Genomic DNA, 20,254 nt, shown 5'->3' on the forward strand with positions numbered 1-20,254 from the left:
TCTTCATTTCCGATCTGCACCTGTCGCCCCGGTCGCCCGGGGCGACTTGTTTGTTCCGCCAGTTTCTCGCCGGGCGTGCCCGGCAGGCGACGGAGTTGTTCATCCTCGGCGACCTGTTCGAAGCCTGGGTCGGCGATGACGACATCGACGAGCCCTACCATGCCGAACTGGTTGCCGCGCTCCGCGCCGCCAGCGAGGCCGGCCTGCAGATCAGCCTGCTGCATGGCAACCGCGACTTCCTGCTCGGCGCCGGCTTTGCTGCCGCTACCGGTGTCCGGCTGATTGGCGATCCTTACATCCTGTCCACGCCGGAATGGCAGTTTGTGCTCTCGCACGGCGATGCGCTGTGCCTGGACGACACTGCCTACATGGCTTTCCGCGCCCAGGTGCGCAATCCGGAATGGCAGGCGGCGCTGCTCGCCAAGCCGCTCGCCGAGCGCCGGGCGATCGCCGCCCACATGCGCGAAGTCAGCGAAGCCAGCCAGCGCGGCAAGGACAACCCCTATACCGACCTCGACCCGACCGCTACCGACGATTTCCTGCGCCAGCACGGCTACGCCACCTTCATCCACGGCCACACGCACCAGCCGGCCAAACATGATCACATCGTCGATGGCATTCACGTCGAACGCTGGGTGCTGGCCGACTGGCACGAAGCGTGTGGCGAATGCCTGGTCTGGGACGGCGAAGCGCTGAGCCGCGAAGCCGTGCTGCCTGAAAATCGGTCTTAAAGCAGTGTCGACCGCAGCACAACCCGCCAGCCGCGCGCTGACCATCCTGCGCGACGTTTTCGGCTACCCCGCCTTCCGCGGCGCCCAGGCCGAGATCATCGACCACGTCGGCAACGGCGGCGATGCATTGGTGCTGATGCCGACCGGCGGCGGCAAGAGCCTCTGCTACCAGATCCCCGCCCTGCTCCGCCCGGGCTGCGCCGTCGTCGTTTCGCCACTGATCGCGCTGATGCAGGACCAGGTCGACGCCCTGACCCAGCTCGGCGTCAAGGCCGCCTGCCTGAACTCGACGCTCGACTGGCGCGAGGCGCAGGCCATCGAACAGCAGATGTTCAGCGGCGGCATCGACCTCGTCTATATTGCCCCCGAGCGCCTGCTGCTCGACCGCACGCTGTCGATGATCGACGCCCTGTACGAGGCCGGCAAGCTGGCCCTGTTCGCGATCGACGAAGCGCATTGCGTCTCGCAATGGGGCCACGACTTCCGCCCTGAATACCTGCAGCTGTCGACGCTGCACGAGCGCTACCCGGACGTGCCGCGCATCGCGCTGACCGCCACCGCCGACACCGCGACGCAGAACGAAATGCTGGCCCGCCTCGGCCTAACCGAAGCCCGCGTGTTCCTGTCCAGCTTCGACCGGCCGAACATCCGCTATACCGTCGTCGAGAAGGACAACGCCAAGAAACAGCTGCTCGGCTTCCTGGCAGGCCGCCGCGGCCAGGCCGGCATCGTTTATTGCCTGTCGCGCAAGAAGGTCGAGGAAACCGCCGAATGGCTGTCGACCCAAGCCTATCCGGCGCTGCCTTACCACGCCGGCCTGCCCGCCCCGGAACGCGCCGCCAACCAGCGCCGCTTCCTGCGCGAGGAAGGCCTGATCATGTGCGCCACCATCGCCTTCGGCATGGGCATCGACAAGCCGGACGTGCGCTTCGTCGCCCACCTCGACCTGCCGAAGAGCATCGAGGCCTACTACCAGGAAACCGGCCGGGCCGGCCGCGACGGCGAACCGGCCGAAGCCTGGATGACCTACGGCATGCAGGACGTCGCGCTGCAACATGCGCGCATCGCCGAATCGGGCGCCGGCGAAGGCCAGAAAATCCTCGAATCGCAACGCTTGACCGCGCTGCTCGCCTACTGCGAAGCACCGCGCTGCCGCCGCCAGGTGCTGCTCAACTATTTCAGCGAAAGCCGCGAGCCTTGCGGCAACTGCGACGTCTGCCAGGAACCACCGGAACTGTGGGATGGCACGCTGGCCGCCCAGAAGGCGCTGTCGGCCATTTTCCGCACCGGCATGCGCTTCGGTGTCACCCACCTGACCGATATTCTGCGCGGCAAGGCGACCGACAAGGTCAAACAGTGGAATCACGACCAGCTACCGACTTTCGGCGTCGGCGGCGATCTCGACGATCATGGCTGGAAGAGCGTTTTCCGCCAGCTCGCCGCCGCCGGCCTGGTCCATGTCGACATGGCCGAGCACGGCGCGCTGCAACTGACCGATGCCGCGCGCAAGGTGCTGAAGGGGGAGCAGAAGGTGGAACTGCGCCGCCCGGTCAAGCGCAAGTCGGCACCGTCCAAAAGCAGCAACACCGTGGTCAGCGACCTGGCGCCGGCCGACGAAGCGCTCTTCCAGTTGCTGCGCCGCTGGCGGGCCGATACGGCCAAGGAACAGGGTGTCCCGGCTTACGTCATCCTGCACGACAAGACGCTGCGCGAACTGGCCGAAGTCCGCCCGGTCAGCCACGGCCTGCTGGCCAGCATCACCGGCATGGGTACCGCCAAGATCGAGCACTATGGCGAGGAACTGCTGCAGCTGATCCGCAACGAGGCCTGAAATGGACGCGCGCCAGTTGCTCAATGGCAGCCTGCTGACCGGCGTTGTCATCGCCCTCGTCATTTCCGGTATCGCCCCCTTCGAACGCCTGACCTGGCTGATGGAAGTGGCACCGGTCCTGATCGCGCTGCCCGTGCTGATCGCCACCCGCCAGCGCTATCCGCTGACGACGCTGCTCTACGTGCTGATCGCCGCCCATGCGCTGCTACTGATCGGCGGCGGCGCCTATTCCTATGCCCGCGTCCCGCTCGGCTTCTGGCTGCAGGATCTGCTCGGCACGATGCGCAATCCGTATGACAAGATCGGCCACTTCATGCAAGGCTTCGTGCCGGCCATGGTCGCCCGCGAAATCCTGCTGCGCGGCGGCCATGTCTGCGGCCGCCGGATGAGCGCCTTCCTGTGCCTCTGCGTCGCGCTGGCGATCAGCGCCAGCTACGAGCTGATCGAATGGGTGGCCGCCCTGTCGCTCGGCCAGGGGGCCGATGAATTCCTCGGCACTCAGGGCGATGTCTGGGATACCCAATCCGACATGTTCATGGCCCTGCTCGGAGCAAGCAGCGCGCTGCTCATGCTCAGCGGCTGGCACGACCGCCAGTTGGCAAAACTGCGCTAAGCACGGGCATTCCGGCGGTCGACCGGTCAAAACAGGCAAAATTCACCAGACAGTAAGCGCCCGCTCACTCGCGGCGGGCGGGCAAAGCCGATTCAGCGCAAATGCTGCTCGGCCACCGCCGTCAGTTCGCTCGACAAGGTCGCGCTGGCCAACGCCCGGCGCAACGCCTCCTTGCCCTCGCCGGGGCGACCGTCGGCTTCCAGCGCCAGGCCCAGACCAAGCCACCAACGCCCCTCCTGCGGAGCCAGCCGCGTCGCCCGCTGGTAATGGGCGGCTGCCTGGCGATGCGCATTCTGGCGCGATTTCAGATGGCCCTGGAAGCCGGCGTAATCGGCATAATTTTCGGCATAGGCCTGCGAGCGGGCCAGGGTCCGGTCGGCTGCGGCGAGATCGCCCTGCTCCAGTTGCAGGCGGGCCAGCGACATCGCCCAGCCGGTTTGCGCCGGCTGCAGTTCCAGACCGTCCTGCAGGACGACGATGGCCTCCTCCACTTTGCGGCTGTCGAGCAACTGGCGGAGCAGTGCCTGGCGCACCTGGACGTAGCCGGGGTCGTGCTTCAGGGCGGCCTTCAGAGCCTCCAGCGCTTCGCCGCTGCGGCCGGCGGCCTGGGCCTGCTCGGCCCGCCGGTATTCGGCATCGGCCCGGTCGCGTGGTGTCGCCAGTACCGGGCTTTTCTCGATCTTGACCGGGCCGCTCGGCTGCGCCGGCGCCGGCTTGATGGCCTCCGCCTCGACCTTGGCCGGAACGGCTGCCGGCAACGGGTCGTGCACCGCCAGCACCGGTGGCACCGGGCTCGGCAAGGCCGCCAGATCCTGGGCCAGGCGCAGGTTGTCGGAAATCAGGGCAGGCTGGACGTCGACCGCCGGATCGACCGCTGGAACGGGTGCTACCGGGCTGACCACCGGCGCTGGCGGCGCCGGCACGACCACCGCGACGACCGGCTCGGCTGGCAGGCCGGGCAGCGGCAGCAGTTCGCCTTTGGCGTGCAGCACGGCGGCAGCAACACCCAGCGTCGGCAAGCCGAGCAGCAGGAAAAGTTTGAAGAGGCCACCCCGGCGGGCCTGGGCGGCCGGCAGCGAACGGATCTCGCGCTGCAGGTTCTGCTTGGCCAGATCGTCCGGGCGCTTGGCCTCGAGATTGCGCAGCATGTCGTTGATCAGGCTCATCTCACCACCAGCCGGGCGCCCCGGCCCCTTCGGTATCGGCTGCCGCCTGCCGGACATGGCTGGCGCGCACGCTGTGCCGCCCTTCGCCAAAGACCGCGAGCAGCGACTTGTGGGCCAGGATGTTGAGCAGACGCGGCGTGCCGCGACTGGCCCGCAGCAGGCAGCGCACGGCGCGCGCTCCGAACACCCCTTCGCCACGGTAACCGGCGACCCGCAGGCGGTGGGCCAGATAGTTATCCACTTCCTGGCGATCCAGTCCGTCCAGCCGGTAATGGAAGGCGATCCGCTGCAGCAACTGGCGTACCGAGGGCTCGGCCAGCTTGCGGTCGAGTTCGGGCTGGCCGAACAGGATGATCTGCAGCAGCTTGCGCTTCTCGGTTTCCAGATTGGAGAGCAGGCGCAGCGACTCCAGGGTTTCGAGCGGCATCGCCTGTGCCTCGTCGATGCAGACAACAACCTGAGTGCCGGCCGCCGCATGCGCCATCAGCGCGCGGTTGACGCTCTGCAGCAGGTGATAATCGTCGCAGTCGATGCTGACGGCGAGCCCCAGTTCCTCGGCCAGCGCCAGCAGCAGGGTGCGCGGCGCCAGATAGGGATTGGGCAGGTAAGCCGAAATGCTGCCGGCCGGCAGCGCCTGCAACAGCCGGCGACAGAGCAGCGTCTTGCCGGTGCCGACTTCGCCGGTGATCTTGATGAAGCCTTCGCCGCTATTGAGTGCCACCAGCAGCGTGTTCAAGGCTTCCTGGTGGCTGCGGGTAATCACCGTAAAACTGGTATCCGGCGTAATGCCGAACGGCAGTTCGCTCAAGCCGAAATGGTCAAGGTACACGGCAAACGACCTGCAGCGACGGGCTTATTGCCATTCGAGCCGGCGGCGCTGGCTCGGGTCCAGCCCCTGCATGCGATCCTGAACTTCGCCGGCGGCCTCGCGCCAAGAATTTTCGCCCTTGATAACGGTCGACCGCATCAGGATGACCAATTCGCGCTTGCGGCTGGCGCCAGCCTTCTGGCCGAACAGCAGCCCTACCCCCGGCACATTGCTGATCCCCGGCAGGCCGAAACGGCTGGTCGTCTGCTCCTGGCTCATCAAGCCGCCGATGGCGACGATGCTGCCGTCCTGAACGCGGACGATGGAGTCGGTTTCGTTGATGCTGCTCGACGCGAGCGGCAGGGTGAAGGTGCCGAGATCGCCGAGATTGACGTTCTTGGTCTTTTCCTCGACGACGCTGACCGAAGGATGGACGTGCAGGATGATGTTGCCTTCGTCGTCGATCTGCGGCGTGACGTCAAGCGCGATGCCGGAGAAGAACGGTTGCAGCGTGATGTTCGGTGTCACGACATTGCCGCTGCTGCTGGCGGTCGTCGTGGTACTGACGCCGGTAACGAAATAGTCGTCGGTGCCGACCTTGAGTACGGCCTTCTGGTTGTTGGTGGTCGCAATGCGCGGGCTGGACAGCACCTGGACATCGCCCTGCCCTTCGAGGAAGGAGAGCAGCGCGGCGAAATCCTTGGACTGGAAGGATAGCCCGAAGAAACCGCGACCTGAGGACGAGGTCGCTATTGAACCATTCAGGCCGGGCGTGGCCGTGACCACCGAGCCGGCGGTAATACCGGTGGCCGAACCACTGAGCACGCCAGAGCCGGACAGCGCCGCCCCCGGTGCCAGCACGCCGAGCGCAAAACGGTCGGCGACGCCGGCGAACTGCGTCCAGTTGATACCGGTCTGGTAGGAATCGCTGAGCGACACTTCGATGATCTTGGCCTCCAGCATGACCTGGCGCTCGACGACCAGTTGCGTCGCCTTCAGGTAATCGTCGACGGCACGCAATTCGTTCGGCATGGCCTTGACCAGGACGACGCCGGAAGCGGCATTGACGATCACGTTGCGGCCCTCCTGGGTGCCGACGATCATGTTCAGCGCATTGCCGAGATCTTTCCAGAAGTCGAAATCGGAAGTGGTCTGGACACGCGAACTATCCGGTGTCCGCTGCTGCCCAGTGCTGCCGGGCCCCCCGGTGCTACCGGGCGTCTGCTGACCGGTACTCGAAGTAGTGCCGGTGGTCGGGGCCGCTGCCGTCGGCGAACTGCCGGTGACACGCATGTCGCTGACCCCCTGACGCCGGTTGGCCAGGTAATTGATCTTGAAAATACGGGTCTGGATGGTGTTGGACAAGACCGTGATGCGCTTGCCCTGCACCCGATAATCGTAACCATAGACATCGCGCAGCGTATCGAGCGCCTCGCGCACCGTCGCGTTCTTGAGATTCAGGCTGACCGTGCCGCCAACATCCGGGGAAAAGAGCATGCTGTAGGGCGTACCGGAAACCAGCGCGGTCAACACCTGGGTGACCGGCGCATTATTGACCGCCAGATTGAAGCGCGGCTCGGGCTTGGCGGCGGGCGGCGTCTCCTGCAGTAGCGGCGGCAGCATGGCCTGACCAACGGCATCGGCCGGCGTCCGCCGGGCGTTTTTGGATGCCTCTAGCTCCTGGCCGATGCGATCAAACGTATCGGCACGGCGCACCGGCTCACCGGTGCAAGCGGCCAGCAGCAAGCCCGACAAGGCGACAATCCCAATCCTGCTCATGGCAAATCCTTCCCCTGCCTGCTTTTCTTCGCGGAAGCAGCAGGCAACACAATCATTTGTTTCTTTACATCGGGCGTCAGATAGAGGCGAGTCAGCCCCTCCGGCCCCTGCAGCACGGCTGCGTGCTCGGTCAAGCGGATCAGGCGGGCTTCACCCAGCCGCCCGCCGAGTGGAACCGTCCTGCCGCCGATGATGGCGACCGGCTTGCCGCGCTGCGGCCACAAGACCGACTGCAGGCGCCAGTCGACTTTATCTTTGGCCGTTTCGGCGGCGTCCGGTCTGCCCTGCAGCCAGCCGGCTGGCGGCCGGGTCGGATCGCCTTCGGCCAACGCCGGCAGCGCCGCCAAGACACCCAACACGATGGCGAGGTAACGCAGACGCGCGTTCATAAGGCGAGCCATGCCCGTTCCGGACTCAGCGTGTATACCATCAGGCTCATTTCGGCCTGCGGATACTCCCGGACCTTGTAACGCAACGCCCCCCACAGCAAACCTTGCTGAAGTTGTTCCAACTGGCCGAGATAGGCCTGCAAATCGGCGTAATTGCCTTCGAGATGAATCTCGACGCCATGCCGGTAGAGATCATATTGCTTGTCGGCCGCTGGAGCGCTTGCCCCCTTGGCGGGCACCTTGCTCTGATCGGCCAGCACACTGCTCGGCGCCAGCGTCTTCAGGCTGATCAGGCGCAAACCGGCGTGCCGGGCGAGCAGGCGCTCAAGCAAACCGTTCATCTGTTCCGGCCGAACCAGCGTCGACGCATAGCGCAGCAAATCGTCGTCGAGTTTCTTTTGCTCGGCCTGCAGCGTCGCCAGTGCAGCCTTGTTGGCGGCATCCGGGTCGGTCGCCATCTTCTGCTGCAAGGTCGCCAGTTGCGCCTGCATTTCGGCCAGCGTGGCCGACTGGCTGGCGATACTGTGTTGCAGGCTGCCGGCCTTGGCCAGTTGCGGATCGATCATCAGGGCATTGCCGATCAACAGCGGCCCGAGGACCAGGGCCGCCGCGACCAGGCCGCGCTCACGCCGACTGAGCGCGACATAGCGGGCATTCAGGTGCTGCCAATGCGAGCGTAAAGCCTTCATGGGGTTTTCTCGGGCGGCGGCGCCAATTCGGTGCGCAGCACAAATTCGGTATAACGCTTGCCAACCGGCTTGGCCGCGGCCGTGCGATCGGCTTCGGGCTTCTCGGCGGCCGGGTCGACACCCTTCATTTCCAGTGCAGCAAAACGTCGACCGGCGAAGGCTGGATCGGCATTCAGTCGGGAGATATAGGCCGGCAACAGCGCCGGATCGACCAGGCGGCCCCTGATCTCGACGCCGTCCGGGCTCAACCCGAAGGCGACCAGCCACACACCATCGAGCGCCTGGCGCGAAAAGCCCTGCAAGATATTCAGAAAACCGCCGCCCTGGCTCTTGTCGTGGCGCCCGATGAAGTCGAGGACTTCCTGGCGCTGGGCGACGCCGGTCTTGGCATAGTCGATTTCCGGCAGCAAGGCCGCATTCGGTTGGCGATTGCCGAGAACCTGCCCCAGCGCCTGGACCTGCTGCCGCAGATTCAGCAACTGACCATTGAGCGTCGCCTCTTCTGCCTTTAGCCGGGCAACCCGCATCGACTGACTCTGGGCCAGAGCAAGCAGCAGGAGCAGCGCGAGCAAAGTGGCAGCGGCGACGACCGGCAGGGCCAGCCAGTCGAAACGGGGCCGCAACTCCGGCAGCAACAGGTTGATCTGCTGACTCATGCGGCAGCCCTCAAGGCAGCGCCAATCGCCAGCAGCCCCTGCACCTGCCGTTCAAGCTGGCGCAACTCCGGCAAGCTGTCGAAATCGGCGACCTGCACCAGATCCATGGCCTGCACCGGGACGTAGAGATTATCGGCCAGCCCGGCGACCAGGCCGGCACTGTCATGCTCGGTGGCGACCATCAGGCGCGACACCGAAATGAAGCTGTATTGGCGGTCGAAGGTATCGAGGGTGCGCTGCAGTTCAAGAGCCAGACGTTCCAGCATCTGCTGCCGCCGCTCCGGATCTTCCGAGGCCAGCGCTTCCGGTGACATTTCGATGCGCCGCGACAGGCACAACTCGCCCTGATAGGTAATGATCAGCAGACTGACGCCCTTATTCAACGCCAAGAAAGCCAGGCCACGATTGCTTTCCTCAAACAATGCCGCGACATTGCGCAACGCCATTTCAGGAATGTCGATCGCCTCCAGCGCTACCTTGGCTTCGCGGAACAACGCCATCCGCTCACCAATCACAGCGGACGGCGCGGCCACCGCAAACACGTTGGCCTGGCGGTTGCCTTCAGTCGGAATATCGGCCACAGCCAGCGCCGCGCTCTCGGCAGGAAAATCGAGTTGATCCTTGAGTCGCCAGCGGGTGGCCTGAACACGCTCCTCGGCCGGCACATTCGGCGCTTCCACCTGGACGATGCGATAGTCGCTCTCGGCCAGGAGGGTGGCGCAGCGATAGCGCTTCAGATTGCGGCTCTGGGCCAGACGGGACAGGGCATCACTCTCATCCTTCTCGATGCGAAACGAGTCGCAGAGCCGGACCTCAGGACGCTTGCCGACAGCGCGTATGACATGCGCAAGGTCGAGACGATCACCCTGCCGGACTACCGCCAACCACCCTTCGTCATATTTTGCCGCAAACTTCGGCCACATCGTCCCTATACCTCATGTTTTTTCGCAAGGATAGCCAGTAACACTTTATTTTTCAATGAAATTCCACAAAAATAAGTTTACTGAAGATAAAGTAGAAAAAGCTGCTGCCGCAGATTTCCCTCATCCATTCGCACCACCCCATTCCGACGCATGCCAGGCATTACTTGGGGCAACCACCCAATCGAATTATCCTTGCCATATGAAACAACAGTTACTCACCTGTTTGCGCCGCCAGCCTCCCTGCGGAGTGTCAGTCCGCGTCTGTTTGCTGCTCCGCGGACTTGCTTTGAGCATTCTGCAGTTGCTGTTCGCCCCTGTCGTATGGGCTGCCAGCTACACGCTCCCCAGTAGCCCATTACCGAGCGGCTGCACCGCCAACGGCACGCAGATCAACTGCACCAACGTCTCGCTGGGTAATAACGATGTCGTCACAATCAGTGGCAACGTCACGTGGAACGTCGTTAACCTGACGGCCGGCAACGGTGTTCGCATCAACAGTGGCGGCATTGCCGGCGCGCTGACCTTGAACGTCACATCAAACCTCAACGCTGGCAACAACTTCGTGCTGACGGCCAACCTGCAAAGCCCCAACATCAGCATCGGCAATGACGCGACCATCCGCGGCAACATCGTCTCCTCAAGCAACCTCACCTTCGGCAATAACCTCGACCTGCAAGGCAACCTGCAAGGTGCCAACATCAATGTTGGAAACAATGGCCAGATAATCGGCAACATCACCGCGTCGGGGGCGCTTAATCTGAACAACAATACAGTCGTCCAGGGCACATGCTCCCCCAGTCGGCCCAATTGCTGGAGCAATACAACACCCATTCTCGGCTGCTCAAGCCCGCTCAAGAATGCCGTACCGAAGATGGAAGTCGCCGCCGTGACGGTCATCGACACCTACACCAAACCCACACCGACCAGCGTTAATTTCACCCAGACCTTCACCTCGCCCCCGCTGGTGTTCACCTTGCCGACGACCGACGGCAGCAATTCCGCCGCCCATCGCATCCGCAACGTCACTGCCACCGGCTTCCAGATCATGACCGTGGAACCGGACGGCGAGGATGGCGAGCACGTCTCAATGAGTCTCAACTTTCTCGCCATCGAACCCGGCCGCTACCTTTTACCCGACGGCAACAAGCTCGAAGCCTGCTACATCGAAACGACACGTGCCCAACAGGCGAATGGCACCCACAACTGGGAAACCCTCAGCTTCCTGTCCGGCTTCACCGGCACGCCAGCCGTCCTCGGTCAGATCCAGACAATGCGCAACGAAACCGGCAATTTGCCGAGCGAGCCTTCCCGCCCCTGGCTGACAACCGCCATCACCGGCGTCACCAGCGGCACCATGAAGGTCGCGCTGGAACGCTCCGAAACCACCGCCGGCACGATCAGCCAGAGCGAAGCCGTCGCCTACCTCGCGGCGATGCCGACCAACGGCCGCAGCAGTCTGCAAGGCAGCACCAAGACGGTCGATTACGAAATTATCCGCACGAACGAAGTCGTCCAAGGTTGGGATAGTTGCAACATCATCAACTACAGCTCGCCATGGCAAAAGGCGGACGGCACACGTTTCCGCCCGATTCCGTTGGCCAGCATGAATACCCGCGACGGCGACAGCGGCACCGGCGGCGAAGACGACGGCGGCTGGTTCCGCCGCTGCACCACCGACGACAACAACGTCAATAACGCTTCGCAACGCCTGCGCCTGGTCGTCGACGAAATCCGTACCGGAAGCACCAACCGGGACAAAAACCGCACGCACACCAAGGCCGAACGTGCCGGTATCGTCATTTTCTCCGAAAATTTCGTCACCACCCCCGTCAACCTGCACCATTACGAACTCGAGCACACAGCCAGCGGCCTCACCTGCGAACCAGCGACGATCACCCTCAAGGCCTGCCAGGATGCCGCCTGCAACACGCTCTATACCGGCAACGTCACAGTCGATCTGACGCCAGCCGGCAGCAACAGCACCTGGAGCGGCACCAACGTCCAAGCCAATCAGGTCGAATTTTCCGGCGGACGCGTCACGCTCCAGTTGGCCCAAACCATTGCCGCAACGGTAACGCTGGGCGCCAGCGGTACGCCGACAGCACCGAATGCAACCGTCTGCCTCAAGGATGGCGCGACGGGCAACTGTCAAATGACGTTTGCCGCCGGCGGCTCCAGTTTTACCCTGACCCCGCCAACCGACAACCTGAGCTGCAAGGCGGCCGACTGGACAATCACTGCCGCTTCCTGCGGCAGCAACAAACTCAGCGGCCAGAAAAACATCCGCCTTTGGTATGAATATGTTATCCCGGCTACTCCCTCCACACCGGCAGCTCCGACCCAGAATGGCACTGCCCTGCCGGCGACCGATCCCGGAGCAGGCAACGGCAGGCAACTTACTTTCACCAACGGCAGCGCCACCCTGCCTAGCCTGCGCTATGCCGATGCAGGCCGACTGCGCATCCAGGCCAGATACCAAGGCAGCGCCGCCACCGGTGATGCCGGCATCTCGTTGTCCGGCAATACCACCACCGTCTTCCGCCCACTGGCGCTGTGGGTCGACGACCCGGGCGCTTCGTGCACAGCCGGCAATGCGAGTTGCGCGGCTTATCGCAAGAGCGGCGACCCTTTTAACCTCACCGCCAAGGCTGTGTGCTGGGAAGCCGCGGATGATACCGATAACAACGGCATCGCCGATCCCGCCGCCAATCTCGGCAACAACCCGCTGACCCCCAATTTCTCGATCACCGACGCCTTGCTGACACCGGAACTGGCCGCACCGAGTGGTGGCGCCAACGCCGTGCTAACCGATGCGACCGGCACCCCAGGCAACGACAAGTTCTCGACCACCAACGGCAATGCGACGATCACCGACCTGCGCCTGAGCGAAGTCGGCGTTTTCCGCTTTACTGCCCAAGGCAGTTACCTTGGGAGCAACATCCCGGCGGCGCCGGGTACCGGCAAGCCGGTCGGACGCTTCTACCCGCATCATTTCGATACGGAAGTGACGCCGGCGCATGGAACCTTCACCTATTCCGGCCAACCTTTCCCGGTCAAAGTCTCCGCCAGGAACCTGTCCGGCAGCATCACCGCCAATTACACCGGCGCCTTCGCCCGCGTGACAACTCTGAGCGATGCCAACGGCAGCGCCGGCAGTTTTTCGCCCGCCACACTCGCCGCAATCGATTTCACTTCCGGGATCGCCGACGCCACTACACCGGCGCGCATTGCCTTCACCTTCTCCAATAAGCTGACCGCACCGGCCACGATCATCGTCCGAGCCGGAGACGGAGAAACGAGTTCCGCCGGTGGCAGTGAAGGCAGTACATTGTTGCGCTCAGGGCGACTCGTCCTGTTGAACGCCCACGGCTCGGAGCAGCTCCAGCTATCGATGCCGGTCCAACTTCAGTACTGGAACGGAAGCGCCTGGGTGACCAACACACTCGATTCCTACACCTCGCTAAGCGGAATCATGGTCACCAACACCACCCCGTGCAGTCCCCCGGTGCCGAGTTCGATCAGCAATGGCAAGGGCAGCCTGACCTTCGCCCCCCCCGGCAATGCGTGCGGTGTGGATGTATGCGCTCACCTCGGCAACGACGCCAATCACCCGCTGACGACCTGCCAGCCGGCAGTCGCCGGGCGCGCCGTGTGGCTGCAGGGCAGTTGGGACGGCGACGGCAATTACAACGACAATCCCGCCGCGCGCGCCACCTTCGGCATCTACTCGGGACGCAAGCCCGTTATCTATCGCCGGGAACGCTACTGATGACGGCATGCCGGGTTTTGGGCTTCACCTTGATCGAAATGATCGTCACGCTGGTGCTGATCGGCATCCTCGCCGTCGCAATCCTTCCCCGCTTTTTCGACCGCCGCGATTTCGACGAGCGCGCCTTCGTCGACCAGATCACCGGTGCCCTCCGTTACGCGCAAAAGGCCGCCATCGCGCAACGCCGCACGGTATGCGCCGCTTTCAGCGCCAATTCGCTGACCCTGCGCATCCGCTCGGCTGCCGGTAACGGTCCTTGCGATACCGATCTCTCCGGCCCGACTGGTGTCACCCCCTATACAGTAACGGCCAGCGGCGCGGTCGGTTTTGCGCCGACACCGGCCGCCTTCAGTTTTGATGCCGAAGGTCGGCCGAGCGCCGGCGCCGCCCTGCCCATCGGCACCGGGTTTGTGGTGACGGTAGAAGCGGAGACTGGCTATGTCACCTACTGAGCGCCAGCACGGCCTGACGCTGGTCGAACTCATCGTCTTCATCGTCATCGTCGGCGTAGCGCTGACCGGCGTGCTGGCCGTCTTCAACGAGACCACGCGCCGCTCGGCTGACCCGCTGATCCGCAAGCAGGCGATGGCGACCGCCGAATCACTGATGGAGGAACTTCAGGCTGTTCATTATCTTTGTCCGGGCGGCGCCACCTGCGCCAGTGCCACCACGGCCAACCGGACGGCATTGCATGCCCTCGACGACTACCACGGCTTCACGATGAACGGTATCGTGGCAATCGACGGCACGGCCATCGCACCGCTGGCCGGCTATACCGCCACCGTGGCGGTCATCAATGAAGTCCTGAACGGACGCAATGGCAAGAGAATCAGCATTACCGTCAGTCGCGGCAACGAAAGTCTCACCCTCGACGGCTGGCGGGGAGCCTACTGATGCGCTCCCGCGGCTTCACACTGATCGAAATGATCATCGTCATCACCATCACCGGCATCATCGCAAGCATCGTCGCCGTCTTCATGCGCGCGCCGGTTCAAGGCTATGCCGATGCGGCACGACGCGCCCACCTCACCGATACCGCCGACACCACGCTGCGCCGTATCGCCCGCGACGTACAGTCCGCCCTGCCCAACAGCCTGCGCCCGAACGCCGCCTGCATTGCCAATACGACCACCTTGTGCGGCATCGAACTGCTGCCGACGCTAACCGGCGGTCGTTACCGTCAGGACGACGCCTGTTTTTCCACCGGCTGCACCACGCTAACCTCCCTGGGCAGCGTCATCGCCGCCAACGACGAGCTCAGCGGCCGCCGGATCGCCATCTACAACCTGCACAACAACGACGGCGCCAACTGCGCATCTCTCAACCCGTCGGCCTGGTGCGGCCAGAATGTCGCGACGATTATCGCCAGCACCGACAGCAGCAACAACGACCAATTCAATTTCGCCTCCACTACCTTCGCCCCCGGCACCGGCTCGCCCTCGCGCAGCTTCTTTATTGTCGGCGGGCCGGTCGCCTACGTCTGCAGCAACGTTGGCACCATTGGCGACAACGGCACCGGCGAACTGCGCCGTTACGAAAACTACGTGGCCGCCAGCGCCCCTACCCTGCCCCCAGCCGGCACGAGCGGCCAACTGATCGCCCGCAATATCTCCGGCTGCAACATCAACTACGCTCCAGCCATCAGCGGTACCGACGGACTGTTGCAGATCTACCTGGAAATTACCGAAGCCGGCGAAACTGCCGGCCTCTACCACGAGGTCCATGTCGACAATGCGCCCTGAATGCCAGCGCGGCTTCGCCATCGTTTCCGCATTGTTCATCGTCGTCGCACTGGCTTCGCTCGGAGCGGCCATGATGTACTTCTCGACCACCCAGCACATCACCGGCCTGCAAGACCTGCAAGGCTCCCGCGCACTGGCGGCCGCCCGTACCGGCAGCGATTGGGTGGTTGCCAATATCATGGGCAGCGAAAGCGACAATGCCCCGCAATACGCCTGCCCTGCGGTTTCGCCTTTCACTTTCGCCGGCTTTACATTGACCGTCGGCTGCACCCACAGCACCCACGACGAAGAAGGCCACCGCATCCGCGTCTATGTCATCGCCGCTACGGCCAGCGCGGGCGGTGCTGTGGGAAGCCTGAGCTACGTCGAACGCCGGGTCGACACCGTCGTCGCCACCTGCAGGCTTAGCGACAACGGGCTGCTGTGCTGATTCGGTACAAATTGTGAGTGACGGTTTGGAACCCGGACCTCACGCGGTTGCGCTTCACTTCGTTCGCCATGATCAACTCATGGTGTGACTTTTACCCGCAGGAGCGCGCCCATGCTTGGCGCACAAAGGCAAACACCCGCCTTGCGGCGGGTGTTTGCGGGAAGTAGCAAGCTTACTACTGAACACAAATGACGGTTGCGGTGGCTGCCGTAGCACCGGCTTTGGTCGGCGTTACGGTACAGGTTGCGGCCGAACCGTCATTGGCGGCATTGGAGCAATCCATGGTGCCAGTCTGAGCAAAGGTGTAACCCGAGGTTGGCAACGGCGACTGCATGATGGTATTCAGCGCGGCTTCAGCGCAAGGCGTCGCCGATGCATAAGCCACCCCCTTGGCGGAATTTGCCTTGCGTGCTGCATAATTGATCGAAGCAGCCGAAGTAATTCCACCGGCAATCCCCGCCGCAGAAGCGTTGGTCGCCTCGGTGCTCAAATCAACGAACTTCGGCAAGGCCGTTGCGGCGAGAATACCGAGAATCACGATCACAACGATCAGTTCGATCAGGGTGAAACCTTTTTGCATCGCTTTCATTTGTTGCTCCTCAATATAAAAAGTCAGCACCCGGCAATAGTCAGCCCGCTAATCGTGGCGGCGGTATTGGCTGCGGCCGGCTGGGTGTAGGTAAAGAAACAGGTGCTTGGATCGGTCGCGCCGACGACACCGAAAGTCGCCACGCCGGCGGCGGCGGTATAGGTGTAGCCCTCGGCCTCCAGTTGGGCCTGGGTCGGGTTGTAGATACCCGTCAGGCCGGCCATCGCCAGAATGCCCGGATTGCCACCGAAGGCGGTCACTTGCGGGTAACCGAAAACCATGAAGATCAGGCCACTTTCAGTACACACAGTACCCGTTGCCCCATTGCTGTTATTGGCAGCAACACCGCTAGTGACACAACTGTTGGTATCGGCCACACCGCCGCGCGACAGGGTCGTGGCGTGAACCAGCGCTGAACCGGCCGAGACACTACCCCGCGCCGCCTGCAGCTTGGCGATGCGGGCATCGCGCTGCAGGTTGATGAAACGGGGCAAGGCAACGGCGGCCAGAATGCCCAGGATGACGACGACGACGATCAGTTCGATCAGCGTGAAACCTGACTGTCTTTGCGCCCCGGGAGCTTGGTCTCGTTTTTTCATATTTTCGTTATCGGCTGGCAAGCCTGCTACTTTAGTCATATACCCCTTCTTTCTCAAGGCCTATTGCGGCCTGTCATCCAGTCGTAGCAGGCCGACGCCGGCAATCACCCCCCGGGCGTTGCTCGGCCCCGCCTCCCGGCTCAGGCGAAAACGCGCCTGATGGCCATCCTCGAAGCGATAAATCAATTCCCCAGCCTGCCGATCGAAATACCACACACCGCTTTCGTCGGGGGCCTTGTCGACCGCCCCAAGATAGTTCCGCGGCTTGCTGACCACCCACTCAACCGGGTTGTCGGTCTTCGGCAATTCGCCGCCGAAGATTTCGCGATGTGCCAGCACCTCCAGCAATTCCGTACGGATCACGGCCGCCTCGACCTGCACGCCAGCCTCCTCCATGTCGCTCATGGCCCGCCCCAGCGCCTGCATCAGGAACAGCGTCAGGATGCTGACCAGAATGACGACCACGGCGAATTGGTAATAGCGTCGCATGCCGTCTCATCGCTTGACCGCAACCTTGCCGAGGTCCCACATCGGCAGGAAGATGCCGAGCGCGAGAACCAGCACCAGGACGCCGAGACAGACAATCAGGATGGGTTCGATCTGCTGACCCAGGGTCTTCAGTTCGTATTCGACTTCCCGCTGATACATCTGGCCGACTTCATCGAGCATGTCGTCGAGCGCCCCTGACTCCTCGCCGACCGAAATCATCTGCAGGACCACCGGCGTAAAAAAATGTGAGGATATGGCGGCGCGCAGCACGCTTTCGCCACGCTCGACGGTATCCCGCATGCCCTCGATCTTGGCGGCGATGTAACTGTTGTCGACGGTCTGCGCCGCATTGGTCAGCGCCTGCATGACCGGCACCCCGCTCCGCATGCTCAGGGCGAAGCTGCGGGAGAAGCGGGCCATGGCGGCCTTGCTGATGATTTTTCCGGCAATCGGAAAGCGCAGGGTCAAGGCTTCCCATTGCATGCGTCCGCCGGTGGTCGCAACCCAGGCGCGGAAGGCAAACACGGCCGCGACAAGCCCTACCAGCATCGCCGGCCACCAGGCCACCATGAAGTTGGAGAAGCCGAGCAGGATGCGGGTCATCAGTGGCAATTCGGCCCCGAAGCCCTGGAAGACCTTGGCAAAGGCCGGGATCACGAAAAGATTGACGACGACAATGGCGGCCGCCATCGCCATCACGACGAACATCGGATAGCGCAGCGCTGCTTTGACCTGTTCGCGCATGTAGCGCTCGAACTCCATGTGGTCGAAGAGGCGGAGGAAGATTTCGTCGAGCAGGCCGGTCGCTTCACCAACCCGGACCATCGAGATGTAAAAAGAGCCGAAGACCTTGGGGTGACGAGCCAGCGAGACGGAGAGTTCGCGGCCAGCTTCCAGACTTTCCTTGACGTCGCCAATCACCGCCTTCATCGCCGGATTGGTCGCCGACTCCTGCAGGCCACCGAGGGCCCGCATGATGGGTACACCGGCCTTGAGCAGGGTATGGATCTGCCGCGAAAAGAGCAGAATGTCGACGTGCTCGACCTTGAGCTTGAACAAGCTCAGGTTTACACCGAGATCAACCAACTTCGCCCCACCCCGGGTTTCCTGGATGCTGAGCGGCGTAATGCCGCGCCCGAGCAAGAGGTCAGCCACGTTGCCCGCCGAGATGCCGTCGAGCACCCCTTCGACCAGCTTGCCGGCAGCATCGCGGCCCTTGTAGGCGAAATTGGCCACGCGCCCTTATTCCTCGTACTGGTTGCTGATGCGCATGGCTTCGGAAACCGTCGTCTTGCCGGCCAGGACCAGGCGCACGGCGTCGCGACGCAGCGTCTCTCCGGCCATCTGCTGGCGGGCGACGCGCATGAATTCGCCGGGATCGTCGTGATTGATGGCCTCGACCACGGCATCGTTCATTTCGAGGAACTCGTAAACCCCGGTCCGCCCCTGGTAACCATTGTTGGCACAGTGTGCACAGCCACGACCGTGCTGGTAGGCATGCTGATCGACCTCGCCCCCCAGTTCGTAACGCAGCCATTCGTGTTCGGCTGGGGTCAGCGTGTAGGGTTCGCGGCAGTTGCCGCAGATGAGGCGAACCAGACGCTGGGCGATGACCATATGGACAGACAAGGCCACCATGTAGCGCGGCACGCCCATGTCGAGCAGGCGGATTGGCGTCGAGATGGCGTCGTTGGTGTGCAGCGTGGACAGCACGAGGTGGCCGGTCATGGCCGCCCGCATGCCGATTTCGGCTGTTTCCTGGTCGCGCATTTCGCCGATCAGCACGATGTCCGGATCCTGGCGCAGCACGGTACGCAGCACGCGCGAGAACGAAAGGTCGATCTTTTCGTGAACCTGCACCTGGTTGAGGCCAGGCAGGCGGTATTCGACCGGGTCCTCAACGGTGATGACCTTCTTCTCCGGACTGTTCAGTTCGTTCAGCGCGGCGTACAGCGTGGTCGTCTTGCCGGAACCGGTCGGGCCGGTGACCAGCACCAGGCCGCTTGGCCGCTTCAGCGCATGACGGAAACGCTCCAGCATGCGCGGCGGCAAGCTCATCCCGTCCAGGCCAAGCAGCCCGGTGTTCTGGGCGAGCAGCCGCATGACGACGGACTCGCCGTACTGGGTGGGCAGCGTCGAGATCCGGACATCCACCGGATTGGCGCGTACCTTGATGTTGAAGCGGCCGTCCTGCGGCAGGCGCTTTTCCGAGATATCGAGGCCGGACATCAGTTTCAGGCGTAGCGCAACAGCCGATGCAATCTTGGCATCGGCTTCGGTCTGGATATGCAGCACGCCGTCGATCCGGAAGCGAATGCGCAGCCCTTTTTCCTGAGGCTCAAAGTGGATGTCCGAGGCGCGCAGGCGCATGGCCTCATCGAATACGGTCTGCAACAGTTTGACGACCGGCGCATCTTCGGCACCCGGCGACAGGCCGAGCAGGTCACCGAACTCGATCGGCATGTCGCCGAGCTCGGCGGTCAGCTCCTTGGCCAGACCGGTAATTTGCTCGCCGCGATGATAGACGCGGTCGATCATCGCCAATAGCTGGCTTTCGGTCAGCACGGCGAGATCGATCTCGCGTTTGACCAGACGACTGATCTCGTCATAGGCCTGCAGGTCGGTCGGATCGGACATGCCGATCTGTAGCTGGCCATCGGGCAACTGGTCGAGGACCATGGCCCGGAAACGCCGAGCCGGGGCCTCCGGCAACAGCTTGATCAGATCAGGCTTGGGGGTGAAGCTCTTGAGGTCGATGAAGGGGATGCGCAACTGGCGGGCCAGGGCCTGCGAAATCCCCTCTTCGGTGACGTAGCCGCTTTCGACAAATACCCGCCCCAGCTTGCGGCCAGTGCGTTTTTGTTCATCCAGGGAAAGCTTGAGTTGCTCTTCAGTCAGCAAACCTTGCTGAATCAGCAAGTCACCCAGACGAACTTTTTGCGGGGGGGGCATCCCGACCTCCAAAATACCTTAGAAAACTGCGTTAACAATATGAACTTACAGCCTTAGTTTCCACAGTAGACGTTTTTTGGGGCCCCGACAAGCAAAAAC

At 63.1% G+C, this 20,254-nt stretch carries 20 protein-coding genes; 8 read left to right on the plus strand and 12 right to left on the minus strand.

All coding sequences use genetic code 11. The annotated features are described in order from the left end of the window. Positions 1-50: 50 nt before the first annotated feature. Genes AT959_RS12785 through AT959_RS12795 form a run of 3 tightly spaced genes read left to right on the plus strand, consistent with a single transcriptional unit; the run spans position 51 to position 3,175 of the window. Positions 51-731, plus strand: coding sequence for a UDP-2,3-diacylglucosamine diphosphatase (locus tag AT959_RS12785; protein WP_240481828.1), 681 nt, complete (start codon positions 51-53; stop codon positions 729-731). Positions 732-735: 4 nt separating this feature from the next. After that, positions 736-2,562 carry a DNA helicase RecQ gene (gene recQ, locus AT959_RS12790; RefSeq protein WP_066883663.1) on the plus strand — a complete coding sequence of 609 codons (1,827 nt, stop codon included), beginning with the start codon at positions 736-738 and terminating at the stop codon, positions 2,560-2,562. A gap of 1 nt (position 2,563) precedes the next feature. After that, positions 2,564-3,175 carry a DUF2238 domain-containing protein gene (locus AT959_RS12795; protein WP_066883665.1) on the plus strand — a complete coding sequence of 204 codons (612 nt, stop codon included), beginning with the start codon at positions 2,564-2,566 and terminating at the stop codon, positions 3,173-3,175. A gap of 92 nt (positions 3,176-3,267) precedes the next feature. Here AT959_RS12795 and AT959_RS12800 read toward each other — a convergent pair whose 3' ends face one another. The 7 genes from AT959_RS12800 to AT959_RS12830 are packed head-to-tail and all read right to left on the minus strand — an operon-like array spanning position 3,268 to position 9,585. Next, positions 3,268-4,341 (minus strand): tetratricopeptide repeat protein, encoded by a 1,074-nt coding sequence (locus AT959_RS12800; protein WP_066883667.1) that lies wholly within the window; start codon positions 4,339-4,341, stop codon positions 3,268-3,270. Position 4,342: 1 nt separating this feature from the next. Next, a complete protein-coding gene (locus tag AT959_RS12805) occupies positions 4,343-5,149 on the minus strand; it encodes an ExeA family protein (protein ID WP_240481829.1) in 807 nt (268 codons plus the stop codon). Positions 5,150-5,194: 45 nt separating this feature from the next. Beyond that, positions 5,195-6,928, minus strand: a complete 1,734-nt coding sequence (gene mshL / locus AT959_RS12810) for a pilus (MSHA type) biogenesis protein MshL (RefSeq protein WP_066883671.1) — start codon at positions 6,926-6,928, stop codon at positions 5,195-5,197. Continuing rightward, positions 6,925-7,317: a hypothetical protein gene (locus AT959_RS12815; RefSeq protein ID WP_066883673.1), complete on the minus strand. Its 393-nt coding sequence runs from the start codon at positions 7,315-7,317 to the stop codon at positions 6,925-6,927. The genes mshL and AT959_RS12815 overlap by 4 nt, the downstream gene beginning before the upstream one ends. Next, the gene (gene gspM / locus AT959_RS12820) at positions 7,314-8,006 is read right to left on the minus strand and encodes a type II secretion system protein GspM (RefSeq protein WP_066883675.1); all 693 of its coding nucleotides are present in this window, start codon (positions 8,004-8,006) and stop codon (positions 7,314-7,316) included. Before gspM ends, AT959_RS12815 begins: the two co-directional genes overlap by 4 nt. After that, entirely contained in the window at positions 8,003-8,662 is a 660-nt protein-coding gene (locus tag AT959_RS12825) for a PilN domain-containing protein (protein ID WP_066883677.1), read from the minus strand. The genes gspM and AT959_RS12825 overlap by 4 nt, the downstream gene beginning before the upstream one ends. After that, complete coding sequence (locus AT959_RS12830) at positions 8,659-9,585, minus strand: type IV pilus biogenesis protein PilM (protein WP_066883679.1); 927 nt, start codon at positions 9,583-9,585, stop codon at positions 8,659-8,661. The genes AT959_RS12825 and AT959_RS12830 overlap by 4 nt, the downstream gene beginning before the upstream one ends. Before the next feature lie 55 nt (positions 9,586-9,640). On the opposite strand from AT959_RS12830, the gene AT959_RS21190 reads away from it, so the two are divergent. Genes AT959_RS21190 through AT959_RS12855 form a run of 5 tightly spaced genes read left to right on the plus strand, consistent with a single transcriptional unit; the run spans position 9,641 to position 15,526 of the window. Further along, positions 9,641-13,354, plus strand: coding sequence for a DUF6701 domain-containing protein (locus AT959_RS21190; RefSeq protein WP_157651297.1), 3,714 nt, complete (start codon positions 9,641-9,643; stop codon positions 13,352-13,354). Continuing rightward, positions 13,354-13,806: a type II secretion system protein gene (locus tag AT959_RS12840; protein ID WP_066883683.1), complete on the plus strand. Its 453-nt coding sequence runs from the start codon at positions 13,354-13,356 to the stop codon at positions 13,804-13,806. The genes AT959_RS21190 and AT959_RS12840 overlap by 1 nt, the downstream gene beginning before the upstream one ends. Beyond that, positions 13,793-14,248: a type II secretion system protein gene (locus AT959_RS12845; RefSeq protein ID WP_066883685.1), complete on the plus strand. Its 456-nt coding sequence runs from the start codon at positions 13,793-13,795 to the stop codon at positions 14,246-14,248. The genes AT959_RS12840 and AT959_RS12845 overlap by 14 nt, the downstream gene beginning before the upstream one ends. Continuing rightward, on the plus strand, positions 14,248-15,096 hold the full coding sequence (locus AT959_RS12850) for a prepilin-type N-terminal cleavage/methylation domain-containing protein (protein WP_066883687.1): 849 nt from the start codon (positions 14,248-14,250) through the stop codon (positions 15,094-15,096). The genes AT959_RS12845 and AT959_RS12850 overlap by 1 nt, the downstream gene beginning before the upstream one ends. Next, entirely contained in the window at positions 15,077-15,526 is a 450-nt protein-coding gene (locus tag AT959_RS12855) for a hypothetical protein (protein WP_157651298.1), read from the plus strand. Before AT959_RS12850 ends, AT959_RS12855 begins: the two co-directional genes overlap by 20 nt. A 175-nt stretch (positions 15,527-15,701) precedes the next feature. Here the strand turns inward: AT959_RS12855 and AT959_RS22005 are convergent, their stop codons facing one another. From AT959_RS22005 to AT959_RS12880, 5 genes are read right to left on the minus strand one after another with little or no spacing between them, the layout of a single operon-like run. After that, positions 15,702-16,115 (minus strand): type II secretion system protein, encoded by a 414-nt coding sequence (locus tag AT959_RS22005; RefSeq protein WP_088178975.1) that lies wholly within the window; start codon positions 16,113-16,115, stop codon positions 15,702-15,704. A 23-nt stretch (positions 16,116-16,138) separates the two neighbouring features. Continuing rightward, positions 16,139-16,714 carry a type II secretion system protein gene (locus AT959_RS22010; RefSeq protein WP_066884411.1) on the minus strand — a complete coding sequence of 192 codons (576 nt, stop codon included), beginning with the start codon at positions 16,712-16,714 and terminating at the stop codon, positions 16,139-16,141. Positions 16,715-16,774: 60 nt separating this feature from the next. After that, on the minus strand, positions 16,775-17,203 hold the full coding sequence (locus AT959_RS12870) for a hypothetical protein (protein WP_066883692.1): 429 nt from the start codon (positions 17,201-17,203) through the stop codon (positions 16,775-16,777). Positions 17,204-17,209: 6 nt separating this feature from the next. Beyond that, complete coding sequence (locus AT959_RS12875; protein WP_066883694.1) at positions 17,210-18,439, minus strand: type II secretion system F family protein; 1,230 nt, start codon at positions 18,437-18,439, stop codon at positions 17,210-17,212. A gap of 6 nt (positions 18,440-18,445) precedes the next feature. Beyond that, entirely contained in the window at positions 18,446-20,155 is a 1,710-nt protein-coding gene (locus AT959_RS12880) for a GspE/PulE family protein (RefSeq protein ID WP_066883696.1), read from the minus strand. Positions 20,156-20,254: the final 99 nt, after the last annotated feature.

It is taken from the genome of Dechloromonas denitrificans (genome assembly GCF_001551835.1).
Lineage (GTDB): Bacteria > Pseudomonadota > Gammaproteobacteria > Burkholderiales > Rhodocyclaceae > Azonexus > Azonexus denitrificans.

What these genes read in the sequence shown, in the direction of transcription:
- AT959_RS12830 (WP_066883679.1), bottom strand. Translation starts at nt 9,585, where the DNA reads ATGTGGCCGAAGTTTGCGGCAAAATATGACGAAGGGTGGTTGGCGGTA.
- AT959_RS12815 (WP_066883673.1), bottom strand. Translation starts at nt 7,317, where the DNA reads ATGAACGCGCGTCTGCGTTACCTCGCCATCGTGTTGGGTGTCTTGGCG.
- AT959_RS12825 (WP_066883677.1), bottom strand. Translation starts at nt 8,662, where the DNA reads ATGAGTCAGCAGATCAACCTGTTGCTGCCGGAGTTGCGGCCCCGTTTC.
- AT959_RS12795 (WP_066883665.1), top strand. Translation starts at nt 2,564, where the DNA reads ATGGACGCGCGCCAGTTGCTCAATGGCAGCCTGCTGACCGGCGTTGTC.
- AT959_RS22010 (WP_066884411.1), bottom strand. Translation starts at nt 16,714, where the DNA reads ATGAAAAAACGAGACCAAGCTCCCGGGGCGCAAAGACAGTCAGGTTTC.
- AT959_RS12840 (WP_066883683.1), top strand. Translation starts at nt 13,354, where the DNA reads ATGACGGCATGCCGGGTTTTGGGCTTCACCTTGATCGAAATGATCGTC.
- AT959_RS12845 (WP_066883685.1), top strand. Translation starts at nt 13,793, where the DNA reads ATGTCACCTACTGAGCGCCAGCACGGCCTGACGCTGGTCGAACTCATC.
- AT959_RS12850 (WP_066883687.1), top strand. Translation starts at nt 14,248, where the DNA reads ATGCGCTCCCGCGGCTTCACACTGATCGAAATGATCATCGTCATCACC.
- AT959_RS12880 (WP_066883696.1), bottom strand. Translation starts at nt 20,155, where the DNA reads ATGCCCCCCCCGCAAAAAGTTCGTCTGGGTGACTTGCTGATTCAGCAA.
- AT959_RS12855 (WP_157651298.1), top strand. Translation starts at nt 15,077, where the DNA reads ATGTCGACAATGCGCCCTGAATGCCAGCGCGGCTTCGCCATCGTTTCC.
- AT959_RS12800 (WP_066883667.1), bottom strand. Translation starts at nt 4,341, where the DNA reads ATGAGCCTGATCAACGACATGCTGCGCAATCTCGAGGCCAAGCGCCCG.
- gspM (WP_066883675.1), bottom strand. Translation starts at nt 8,006, where the DNA reads ATGAAGGCTTTACGCTCGCATTGGCAGCACCTGAATGCCCGCTATGTC.
- AT959_RS22005 (WP_088178975.1), bottom strand. Translation starts at nt 16,115, where the DNA reads ATGAAAGCGATGCAAAAAGGTTTCACCCTGATCGAACTGATCGTTGTG.
- mshL (WP_066883671.1), bottom strand. Translation starts at nt 6,928, where the DNA reads ATGAGCAGGATTGGGATTGTCGCCTTGTCGGGCTTGCTGCTGGCCGCT.
- AT959_RS12870 (WP_066883692.1), bottom strand. Translation starts at nt 17,203, where the DNA reads ATGCGACGCTATTACCAATTCGCCGTGGTCGTCATTCTGGTCAGCATC.
- AT959_RS21190 (WP_157651297.1), top strand. Translation starts at nt 9,641, where the DNA reads ATGAAATTCCACAAAAATAAGTTTACTGAAGATAAAGTAGAAAAAGCT.